At 71.7% G+C, this 4,438-nt stretch carries 2 protein-coding genes; both read right to left on the reverse strand.

Annotated features, from left to right (window positions below; genetic code table 11):
• Positions 1 to 2,839 (reverse strand): type I polyketide synthase (locus ACFZDL_RS47085; RefSeq protein WP_353597302.1); only part of this gene is annotated, 2,839 nt, incomplete at its 3' end.
• A gap of 1 nt (position 2,840) precedes the next feature.
• The gene (locus ACFZDL_RS47090) at positions 2,841 to 4,418 is read right to left on the reverse strand and encodes an SDR family NAD(P)-dependent oxidoreductase (protein WP_391194601.1); all 1,578 of its coding nucleotides are present in this window, start codon (positions 4,416 to 4,418) and stop codon (positions 2,841 to 2,843) included.
• Between the last annotated feature and the right edge of the window lie 20 nt (positions 4,419 to 4,438).

Below are 4,438 nucleotides of genomic sequence, written 5' to 3' on the forward strand. Positions count from 1 at the left end.
GCGACAACCGACCCGTCAACACCACCCCATCCGAACCCGCACACACCACCACCGCACCCAACACCGGATGCCCCACCCCACCCAACCCCAACGACCCCACATCACCCACACCGGTCTCGCTGTCGAGCCAGTACCGCTGCCGCTGGAAGGCGTACGTGGGCAGGTCCACGTGGCGCGCACCGGTGTCCGCGAAGACGGCCGGCCAGTCCACGGCCACCCCGCCCATGTGCGCGGTGGCCAGTGAGAACACCATACGGTCCCAGCCGCCCTCGTCGCGGCGCAGCGAGCCGGTGGCCACCGCCCGTACCTCGGCACGGTCGGCGGACTCCTGCACTCCGAGCGTCAGCACCGGGTGGCTGCTGATCTCGACGAACCCGCGGAACCCCTTGTCCAGCAGGGCCCGCACCGCGGGTTCGAACCGCACCGGCTGGCGCAGGTTGCGGTACCAGTACCCGGCGTCCAGACCTGCCGTGTCCCGCCATCCGTCGTCCACGGTGGAGTAGAAGGGGATGTCCGAGGACCGGGGGCGGATCGGTGCGAGGGCCTGGGCCAGCCGGTCGGCGATCTGTTCCACCTGTGCGGAGTGCGAGGCGTAGTCCACCTCGATCAGCCGGGCGCGGACACCCTCCTCCACCAGGGCGGTGTGCAGCTTCTCGACCGCTTCGGCCTCGCCGGAGACCACCACGGACGACGGTCCGTTCACCGCCGCGATCGACACGGCGTCCGCGGGGGAGCCGACCGACTCCGCGAGTCGACGCTCGACCTGTTCCAGCGGCTGGGGGATCGACATCATCCGGCCCTGTCCGGCCAGCGCTTCGGCGATGATCCCGCTGCGCAGGGCGACCACCCGCGCCCCGTCCTCCAGCGACAGGGCGCCCGCCACGCAGGCGGCTGCGATCTCTCCCTGGGAGTGGCCCACCACCGCGGCCGGCTCGACGCCGCAGGAGCGCCACACCGCGGCGAGCGAGACCATCACCGCCCACAGCGCCGGCTGGACCACGTCCACCCGGTCGAGCGCGTCCTGATCGTCCAGGACCTCCGGCAGCGACCAGTCCACGACCTTCGACAGCGCGTTCTCACACGCGAGCATCGTCTGCTGGAAGACGGCGTTGGACTCGAGGAGTTCTGTCGCCATACCGGTCCACTGCGTGCCCTGGCCCGGGAACACGAACACGACCCTCGGCGCCTCGCGGGCGGAGCCGGTCACCACCCCGGTGGCGGGTGTGCCGGTGGCCAGCGCGGCGAGCCCCTGTACGAACTCCTCCCGGTCCCGGCCGACCACGGCGGCGCGGTGCTCGAACCTGGTCCGGCCGGTGGCCAGCGAAAGCCCGATATCGGCGGGGGCGGGCCCTTCGTCCCTCGACACGGTGGCCAGCAGCCGGGCTGCCTGGGCGCGCAGTGCGTCCGGTGTCTTGCCGGAGAGCACCCAGGGAACCGCCCCTGACCACTCCGGACGGGTGTTCTCGCGTGCCTCACCGGGTGGGCTCTGCTCCAGGATCAGATGCACATTGGTGCCGCTGGCCCCGAACGCGGAGACACCCGCGCGACGCAGATGTCCGGTCTCCGGCCACGCCACCGGTTCGGTCAGCAGCTCCACCGCCCCCGCCGACCAGTCGACCTGTGCGGAGGGCGCGTCCACGTGCAGCGTGCGGGGCAGGGTGCCCTGGCGCATGGCCATGACCATCTTGATCACGCCCGCGACCCCGGCGGCCGCCTGGGTGTGCCCGATGTTCGACTTGACGGAGCCCAGCAGCAGCGGCTGCCGGCCCTCCCGGCCCCGCCCATAGGTCGCGAGCAGGGCCTGCGCCTCGATGGGGTCGCCCAGCGTGGTGCCGGTGCCGTGTGCCTCCACCGCGTCGACGTCGGCGGCCGACAGCCCGGCGTTCGCCAGGGCCTGGCGGATCAGCCGCTGCTGCGCCGGGCCGTTCGGCGCGGTCTGCCCGCTGCTGCGGCCGTCCTGGTTGACGGCGCTGCCACGGATCACGGCGAGCACCGGGTGGCCGTTGCGGCGCGCGTCGGACAGCCGCTCCAGGAGCAGCATCCCGGCGCCCTCGCCCCAGCCGGTGCCGTCGGCGGCGTCCGAGAAGGACTTGCAGCGGCCGTCGGGTGAGAGCCCACGCTGTTGGGAGAAGACCTTGAAGAGCTGAGGGGTCGCCATGACCGTGACCCCTCCGGCGAGCGCGAGACCGCACTCCTCCCGGCGCAGCGCCTGGCAGGCCAGGTGGACGGCGGCGAGCGATGACGAGCACGCGGTGTCAATCGTGACGGAGGGGCCTTCGAGACCGAGGGTGTACGAGAGGCCGCCGCTGAGCAGGCTGCCGCCCGAGGTGGTGCTGACGGGCTGGCCGAGTGCGTAGTCGTGGTGCATGGCGCCGGTGAACACGCCGGTGGCTTCGCCCTTCAGGGACAGCGGGTCGATACCGGCGCGCTCGAGCGCTTCCCATGAGCACTCCAGCAGCAGCCGCTGCTGGGGGTCCATGTGCAGCGCCTCGACGGGGCTGATGCCGAAGGGGCCCGGGTCGAACTCCCCGCCGTCGTGCAGAAAGCCGCCCTCGCGGGCGTAGAACTTCCCGGCCTTGCCCGGCTCCGGATCGTAGTCGCCGTCGATGTCCCAGCCGCGGTCGGCAGGGAAGTCCGACACCGCGTCGACGCCGTCGGCAACCAGCCGCCACAGCTCCTCGGGCGAGGTGACACCGCCGGGATAGCGGCAGCTCATCGCCACGATGGCCACGGGCTCCCGGGTCGCGCCGGAGAGCTTGGCGTTCTGCACCCGCAGGCGCTCGTTCTCCTTCAGCGACAGGCGAAGCGCACTGACCAGCTTCTCATCGGAGTCGGTCATGTCAGTTACCCTCTTCCCAGGTGGCACCCGCAAGGCCAAGGCTGTTGAACGCCATGTCGATCAGATCGTTCTTGTCCATCGCGTCGATCGTGTCGGGCTGATCGGGCCGGTCCGCGTCCTCCGCCCCGTCCCGCGGTGCGGCGGGGGCTCCGCCGAGTTCCAGCAGGGTGTCCAGCAGGCCGGCGTCGCGCAGCCTGCTGAGCGGAATGCCGGTCAGTACGCGGCGCACCCGCTCCTCGTGTCCCGCGCCGTCGGTGTCGGCCGCCTCGGGCATGAGCTCCGAGTCCACGAACGCGGCGACATCCTGCGCGGTGGGGTAGTCGAAGACCAGCGTGGCGGGCAGCCGGAGTCCGGTGGCCGCGTTGAGCTGATTGCGCAGTTCGACCGCGGTCAGCGAGTCGAATCCGAGCTCGCCGAAGTTGCGGTCCGCTTCGACCGACTCGGCCGACCCGTGTCCGAGCACCGTGGCGACGTGGCCGCGCACCATATCGGTGAGCACGCGCGCCCGTTCCTGCGCCTCCAGCCCGGACAGCTGCCGTTTCAGGCCCTCGGCGTCGCCTCCGCCGCCGGCGGCCTGTCGGCTCAGCTTGCGCGACGCCGGGACCAATCCGCGCAGCAGCGCGGGCATCTCACCCCTGCGCGTACGCAACGCAGCCGTATCGACATGCGAGGCCGTCACCGTCGCCGCGCCGGAGGCCAACGCCGCATCGAACGCCCGCAACCCCTCCGCCACCGACAGCGGTGGCAGCCCCTGGCGCCGCAGCCGGGCGATGTCCACCTCGCCGAGCGCCTGACCGGCACCCGCGCCGGACCACAGGCCGAAGGCCACGGAGGTGGCGGGCAGGCCTTCGTCGTGCCGGAGCTGGGCCAGAGCGTCCAGGAACACATTCGCCGCCGCATAGTTCGCCTGACCCGCCGCCGCCACCGAACCACCGATCGACGAGAACAACACAAACGCCAACAGCGGCATCTCGCGCGTCAGCTCATGCAGATGCCACGCCGCATCCACCTTCGGCCGCAACACCCCGTCCCACTGCTCAGCCGACAACGACCCGACCAGACCGCTGTCACCCACACCCGCCGCATGAACCACAGCGCTCAACGGACGATCAAGCGGTACGGACGCCAGCAGCCTCTCCACCGCCACCCGATCCGCCACATCACACCCCGCCACAGCCACCGACGCACCCAACTCCACCAGCTCATCCCGCAACGCCTCCGCCCCCTCAGCCGCCGGCCCCCGACGCGAGACCAACAGCAGATGCCGGACCCCGTGCTCCACCACCAGATGACGGGCCACCACCGCACCAAGACCACCCGTACCACCCGTCACCAGCACCGTCCCGTCACCATCGCCGAACGGCTCCACACCCGCTTGCGCTGCTTCCCGGCGCCTGAACCGAGGCACCAGCGCCGCACCCCCACGCCATGCCACCTCGGGCTCACCACTGGCCACCACCGACGGCAGCACCGCCGCCAGATCCTCACCCTCCGCCAGATCCAACAGCACAAAACGCCCCGGATTCTCCGCCTCCGCCGCACGCACCAACCCCCACACCGGAGCCTGCGACACCACCACCCCCTCCCCCGACGACACCG

Source organism: Streptomyces sp. NPDC007917 (genome assembly GCF_042959105.1).
GTDB lineage: Bacteria > Actinomycetota > Actinomycetes > Streptomycetales > Streptomycetaceae > Streptomyces.